Below are 6,577 nucleotides of genomic sequence, written 5' to 3' on the forward strand. Positions count from 1 at the left end.
GATCGTCCCCTATCTTAAACCACCTCAAACCCTACATCAGCCTGTTTTAACTTTTCGTCCACCACTGCCTGATCGACTCCAAGGTACTGCTGTAACTGCTGAAGGGACTTATGACTGCTAACTCGCTTCAGTTCATGCAGTCCCCAGCCCTGCTCATGGAGGTGGGTGAGACGCGATCGGCGGAAGGAGTGTAGACTTACTCCCTCAAAACCCATCAACTCGGCAGCGGCTTTAACGTGCTTTTCCACAGCCCTGGCGGTTAAGTGCCCTGCTAGGGCTGTGGAGGGGAAGAGATAGCCAGAGGAAGGTCTTACTCGGTCGATCGCCTTCTGCAAAGGCTCTGTCAAAGTAACTTTGCGGGTCTCCCCGGTCTTTGTGTTGGGAGCAGGGAAAACTACATACCCGTTTTTAATATGATCAACCCGCAGGGCTAACACTTCCCCAATTCTTCCCGCAGTCAGATAGCAGACTTGGACGATCGCCCGATACGGATCATCTAATTCAGCAAATAATTCTTGCAGCTCCCCCGGTTCTAGAATTGCGGCTGAACCAGAGCGGTTTGTTTTTCCATCACGGGGCATAAGTCATCCTTTTTTAGATTTCACTTCTATTTTAGTTCGTGTTTCAGACGAAACACGAACAGTTTTACTGGTTTATATCGTTCCGGATTGTGCCAGTCAGAGCAGGGTTTCTCTTTTTAATGGCTTATTGCAACCCGTAATCATACCCGTTTTGATTTGGATGTCTGAATGTTTAGACATTTAGATTTTTGAACATCTGAATGTCTGAGAAGGAACTTACCAAGCAACTACCCTAAATCTTGTCTAGCGAATAAGATCAGCTTTAGTGAACCTAAGAAATGTCCCGACACCGCTCCCTCTGGAAAGCATGGATGAAGCTCCCAAAAAACCAGAACATCCCCCCTCCTTACGGGCAGTGCCAGGGGGGCAGACTGGGGCTGAGGAAGATAGAGAAATTATTCGGCGGGAAAAGCTCCTTGAGCTAAGACTAAAAGAGATGGAGGTTGAGAAACAAAGTTTAGAGGTGGACAGGCGAAGACTTCAGTTAAGGGTTCAAGAGAAGCAATCAGACCAAGTAATGCGACTAAGAGGGCGAGATCACTTTTGGGGGATTACCATTACTCTTATCACCCTGTTGAGTGGGATTGGATTCGCTGCCCTTGACAAAGAGATTGGCTTTTATTTGCTAGGGGCAGGGGGGACATCTGGGGCTATAACTGCCAACTCGATAAAACAATCCCGAAGTGACGATCGAGGATTAGAAGTGAGTAAAACTGAGGAGTAGAGATGGGTAGAAGGGAGATTACACAAACACAGCGGTTCTCTAGAACCGATCTCGCACTTAAGCTTTCTGCCTCACTTGGTTTAGCTGCCCTTGGAGTTCTTGTCGGAGGACCAGCCTTAGCCTTAGCCGGAGCGGGAACGGTTTTGCTGGTGAAGGTAATAATGGATGAGGACGATGATGCTGTAGTTCAATCATCCTCTGAAGATTCTAGTTCTAATGACGTGCAAGCCTCTATAAGGCTTTACAACAAAGCTGCTAACGCTTTCCCCGAAGAGGCTGAAGGAAAGGCTGGTTCAGTAGCTCATGAACTAGCAGGATCGGCAATAATCAGTAACTCGGAAGAGTCGGTGGAGCAAAGTCTCCTTAAGGCAAAAACTGAAAAATCATTAAAGGCCAAGCCACGACCTATGCCTTATCTAATTCCAGAAGAATTTCGAGAAAAAATTCAAGTTATTGAATTAAACTCTCCGGTTTCTCGTGACTTACGAGGTTTTGCTACACATATAGAAAAACTTCTAGAAGAATATAAAACTACTAAATCAACCTCTTCTTTACTTCATTCTCAGTTATCTGATGTTGCTTCTTCAGATGTATCTGAGCTTGTAGAGGAACTTAGGCAGTGGGAGAGGCAAGGATACACAATAAGTCAAGTTGTTAATCAGTTGCGGGATAAGCGTTCTGAACAATCGAGTAGGGGTTCTTAAAAATCAATTTGAGGATAGAGCTGTTGTGATCCAACCCTAGCTCAATTCTCAAAAGATAAACTTTCAAACATCTAAACACCTAAGCTCCTAGACATTCCGATCAAGTACAATCCTTTAATCGGATTGAGGCGATCGGAATGATCATTACTGTTGCTGCGTTCAAAGGGGGGGTAGGGAAGACTACCTCGGCCTTTCACCTGGCTGCTTATTTCCAGCAGAAGGCTCCTACCTTATTGGTTGATGGAGACCTTAACCGCTCGGCTCTAGATTGGGCAAGTAGAGGGGATTTGCCTTTCAAAGTAGTGGATGAAAAGCAAGGGGTTAAGTTTGCTCGAAAGTACGATCACATCATCGTGGATACCCCTGCCCGACCCGACCCCACAGAACTAAAGACGATCGCTGAGGGCTGTGATCTGCTAGTTCTCCCAACGTCCCCAGATGCCCTGTCGATGGGGGCAATGTTGCAAATGATTGACGTGTTAAAACCCCTAGAAGCCCCTTACAAAATTCTGCTGACGATCATTCCCCCAAAGCCGAACACAGCAGGGGAAGACGCTAGAGCTAGTCTTCAGAGAGCCGGATTACCAGTATTTAAGGGTGGTATCCGAAGGTTGGCAGTATTCCAAAAAGCGGCATTGGAAGGGGTTCCCGTTTCTCAGGTGAAAGATCCTTATGCCCGGATTGCCTGGGGGTGCTATCAGGCAGTGGGAAAGGAGATCCTGAAATGACTCCGAAGAAATACAGCAGCCGTTTTGATGCTCTGTTTGGGGCTGCAAAAGATCGATCGCATTCAGATGTTGAGACATCTAACCATCTAGATGTCTCAACATCTAAACATCCAAAACCAGCTAAAAGCCAAGATCCCGATTATCAAAGGACTACCATCTACTTACCCAAAGTCCTCCACCGGAAGCTTAAGGCTGCTACAGCCGAGGGCGGGAGGGAGATCAGCGAAGTGGTTGAGGAGTTGGTTCGGGCTTGGTTAGAGTCTAGACATCCAGATGCTTAAATGTTTAGACATTTAGATGTTCGGATTATCTTCCAGCCAGAAGATAAAAGCCTTTAGAACTGGGGTATCCAGTGGCAGGATTTCCCATGCCCTTCCAGTACCCACATATTCTCTATGATCCCGGAGGAACCCAAACATAATATCTTGAGCCTTCTCAAACTGCTGACTTTCCAACAGTTCTGTCATTTGGCTTTTAATCTTAGAAGCTAGGGGCAAGTCGATTTTGCTCATATTGGCGGAATCCACTCTCTATCTCCTTCAGCAACATTGGTACAGCAATCGTGGCTATTTTCTGCGGGTCTCCAGATCCAGCATTGATATGGATGTCCCCAAAAGTCAAAGTTACTTGGGAGTCCCCCCCGGTTGTCCCCGTTGCCCTGGTTGCGGGAGCCATAGCTTGATTCATCGAGCTTACCAAGTTACTTTGCTGATCCCGATTCAAAATCGCTTCAGATGTATTTGCGATTGTGAGTTTTGCCCCCGATGGCATCTCTCGCATCTCTTGAGAAGCCGATCGCACTATAGAACCGATTAGAGTGGACGGGAAGAAGCCTTCCGCAGCCGATGGGATTTGAACTGGGGAATTATAAATCTGCTGTCCTCCCCTTGGTAAAGCGGGGGCTGGAGCCGGAATATTGCCCCCCGGAAGAATATTTGCCAAAGATCTAAGGGCATTGGTGATCGCTTTCCCCAAATCAGAGATCGCATCTCTGGCAGGGGAAAGCCCTTGCCAAACGAAAGAGGCTAATGTGCTGAATGTTTCCGATATATTTCTCCAAAGTAACTTTGCCAGTCCATCCCAGTCAAAACCCCGGATCAATCCGGTTAGGAAACCGAAGCTCCAGGTCAACCCATCAAAAAGAATTTCGATCGCATCCCCGTAAGAAATGCTGCTGATCGCAACTGCAACCCCTCCTAGCCAGTTGCCGACCGCTTGCCCCAATACATCTCCGAAAGCGAAAACATCTCCTGTCTGGTTGTTTCTAAAAAAATCCGCAACAGAATTCAAGGAGTTTCCCACCCAATCAATAAGGCCATCCCATAAGCGATCGGTTTCACTACCAATGATTTGGAGTAGGCTGCGATCCTCTGCCCCATCCGTGCCATTCTCATCTAAGAGGCGATCGAACCTCCCCAACCAACCATTAACCCGCTCAATAGCCCCCAAGACTGGTTCCATTGGCTCAAGGTGGGCAACCCCTAGAGACTTGCTAATTCCAGCAAGAATGCCATCATCCCCCACAATTAAGCCTAAGGTCTCCGTCGCTTCCGTTAAAATGCTCTGATCACCCTCTAAATCCGGTCTGAGGTCTTTCAGAAAGCTAAATGCACCTTTATAAGGATCAAATAGAGAACTTCTAAAGCCCTCTAGAATTCCACCCCAGCTCTCCCGGTACTTTTGGATTACCTCATCTTCGACTTCAAGAGCCTCTCGCAGAACCGCAGCCCTCATTTCAGGGGCTATTGCAGCAAATCCATCAGCCCCCATTTCGGCTAATTGCTTCTCCACCGTAGCCAACACTGCGGGGTTTTCTTGGAAAAATTGAAGTCTACTTAACTCAGCTAAACTTGATCCCCCTAAGGCTCTGCTAATCCCCAGGGAAGCATCTCTATTGGTTAGCCGTCCACTTGTAGCTGTCCGTACCCCGGCAAAGGTGGAAATGTCCCCTAGCATCGCCCTAAAGCCTTCTTGGTCTAGGTTTCCATTAAGGTCTTGAAAAGCGGGAACCAAGTTATCAGAGATCCCTCTGGCGAGGCTCACAAAGTCAGCAGTCGCCCCCGGTAAAGTAGCAGCCGCAGCCGCTAACTCTGCGGAGAACTCCGACATGAAAGCCGTGGACTCCTCAAAAGACAGCCCTGTGAGCTTTCCTAAATCCCCTGCAACAGAGATAAGGTCGTTGGAGGCTTCCATAGCCTCTGAGAATTGCCCACCAACAAACGAGGTAAGGCTTGATACAGCGTTTTGAGCCGCACCCATCCCGGTAACGATCGCAGAGCTTAGGAGGTTGGCGGAAAGAACATTGTTCCGGATGATACTCCCCAGTCCGTTGAACTGGCCTCCCATCTGGGTAGCCTGTCCGCCGATATCCCTTAATTTTGGGGATAGGCGATCGTCAGGGACAATTTGGACAATGATCTTATTGGTTACCATAATTAAAATTTTCAATAATTCTCTAAATCAATTCTCCCCTTTTCACTGGGAAAAGGGGAGAAAAAGCCGATCAGAGACTCACCAACCAACTTAGAAACGCATCCAGATCCCCTTTTGTAATTAGAGGTTTCCATCTCCTCATGGGTTTACCTTTCGGCGTCTTCGAGCGGTAAAGCTCAATCCAGCCCATTTCTTCAAGCATTCTGACAAGCTTTGCTAGTCGCTTCTTTTCGGTTAAGGATCTCGCCCAACAATGAAAGCAAAGTCGCTTCCAAGTGCGTTGGGTTGGATGATCGTAACTCATCGTCTGAAAAGCTTGGAGCATTGTCCGATCATCTAGAGTGAGGCGATCGGCGTAAGGTTGGATATAATCAAGATCAAGCATTAGAAAAAATCCAAATAAACAAAAAAGAGTAGCTGGGTGGGGATTCAGCTACTCTTTTTGTATCACGACAGACAATCTAATAAGGTATAAATGCTTATCAGATTAAGCAGGATTACTTATCAGAAATCCACTAAACGGGAATAATCATCAAAATCGATTTTCCCGACATCCAGCAGATCCGCTAAGAAATCTTCTAAAGCCCACCATGCCCCCATGCGATCGATCTTTTCTTGGACGGCATCATACATCTCCCCCAGGTTGGGAGCTGTTCCTTGTAAGGTATTACCATCTTGATCAAGGAGGATTGCATAATGAAAGGTTTCTCCGATGCGATCGTAGCTACCCTGTAAGCCTTGGATGCAGAAGTTTCCAGAAGTCTTTAATTGGTTCAGCATGGCAAAATTGAATTGGAATAGATTGCTTTTTGTGGAGGGGTGTGTCAGCCCCTCCTTTCTTTTTTGGGGCTAAAGAAGCCAGGTGAGAACCAGGAGTCCCCACAATTCACCAAGGGTTAAAACTCTGCCCCTGTCGTTACCCAATCCAGAAGCTTCCATTCACCTCCTAATCTGTGGCTGATCAATTGCTTGATCCGAGGTGTGCAGGGTGTTCCATCATTTACCAGGCAGAGATCCAATTGCTCTCTCTGCTTATTGGGATGCTCGGCAATTGCCTTAATCCGTACTGTTGATGTTGCTTGCTGAAATCCAGCTTCATTGAGAACCATTAACATTAGAGAATGTCTCCTTATGGAATAGGGGGATGTAGGGGAGGGAGTATCTTTGGTCGGATGCCCTCCCTTTTGCGTATCAGCGGTTTTGTCTGCCTTCCGCTAAAGGCGACGGGCAGGTTAAGCAGCCCGAAGCTGTTGCAGTTTCGATCGCAACCGAACCGTGGACATTTTGCGGTAATTTTTGATCCCCTCTGCCTCTGCCCTCTTCAGCAGTTGAGGGCGATCGGCTGTTTCCAGCTTGGGAACGGGTCTGCTGAAGGGGACAACCTTGTTCTCAATCGGGGGTTTGGGC

6 protein-coding genes are annotated in these 6,577 nt (G+C 47.4%); 2 read left to right on the plus strand and 4 right to left on the minus strand.

Going from position 1 to position 6,577, the window contains the following annotated elements; translation table 11 throughout:
* Positions 1–14: 14 nt before the first annotated feature.
* Positions 15–581 (minus strand): site-specific integrase, encoded by a 567-nt coding sequence (locus IQ268_RS28170; RefSeq protein WP_193886100.1) that lies wholly within the window; start codon positions 579–581, stop codon positions 15–17.
* 726 nt (positions 582–1,307) lie between these two features.
* Here IQ268_RS28170 and IQ268_RS28175 point away from each other — a divergent pair.
* Entirely contained in the window at positions 1,308–2,009 is a 702-nt protein-coding gene (locus IQ268_RS28175; protein WP_193886102.1) for a hypothetical protein, read from the plus strand.
* A 137-nt stretch (positions 2,010–2,146) separates the two neighbouring features.
* Positions 2,147–2,737 carry a ParA family protein gene (locus IQ268_RS28180; protein ID WP_193886104.1) on the plus strand — a complete coding sequence of 197 codons (591 nt, stop codon included), beginning with the start codon at positions 2,147–2,149 and terminating at the stop codon, positions 2,735–2,737.
* A gap of 293 nt (positions 2,738–3,030) precedes the next feature.
* Here the strand turns inward: IQ268_RS28180 and IQ268_RS28185 are convergent, their stop codons facing one another.
* From IQ268_RS28185 to IQ268_RS28195, 3 genes are all read right to left on the minus strand, one after another.
* Complete coding sequence (locus IQ268_RS28185) at positions 3,031–3,249, minus strand: hypothetical protein (RefSeq protein WP_228035799.1); 219 nt, start codon at positions 3,247–3,249, stop codon at positions 3,031–3,033.
* Entirely contained in the window at positions 3,218–5,170 is a 1,953-nt protein-coding gene (locus IQ268_RS28190) for a hypothetical protein (RefSeq protein WP_193886108.1), read from the minus strand. The genes IQ268_RS28185 and IQ268_RS28190 overlap by 32 nt, the downstream gene beginning before the upstream one ends.
* 504 nt (positions 5,171–5,674) lie before the next feature.
* Entirely contained in the window at positions 5,675–5,950 is a 276-nt protein-coding gene (locus IQ268_RS28195; protein WP_193886110.1) for a hypothetical protein, read from the minus strand.
* Between the last annotated feature and the right edge of the window lie 627 nt (positions 5,951–6,577).

The organism is Oculatella sp. LEGE 06141 (assembly GCF_015207605.1).
Lineage (GTDB): Bacteria > Cyanobacteriota > Cyanobacteriia > Elainellales > Elainellaceae > Oculatella.